The following is a 253-nucleotide window of genomic DNA, read 5'->3' on the forward strand; positions in this document are numbered from 1 at the left end:
GACTACGCCACGCGGGAAGAATTGGCCGCTTGCCTGGATCACCTGCTCGACAGCGCCGGAGCTCCCACTCTGATGAGCCCGAGCCTCAAACATACCTTGTGCGAACGAGCCGGGGGAAACTATCGGATCCTGACCAACCTGGCTGCACAACTCCTGGCTGTGGCCGCACAACGCCAACTACCCGTACTGGATGACAAACTCTACCTGGAGGTGTTTGCCTCCCCCAATTCCACCACCCACTCAACCCGGCGCA

1 pseudogene is annotated in these 253 nt (G+C 60.5%); it reads left to right on the forward strand.

The features are described 5' to 3' along the window. Nucleotides 1-253: pseudogene (locus IV91_RS18515) on the forward strand (hypothetical protein); the annotation flags it as partial.

Origin of the sequence: Ferrovum myxofaciens, from assembly GCF_000735045.1 — a bacterium.
Classification (GTDB): Bacteria; Pseudomonadota; Gammaproteobacteria; order Burkholderiales; family Ferrovaceae; genus Ferrovum; species Ferrovum myxofaciens.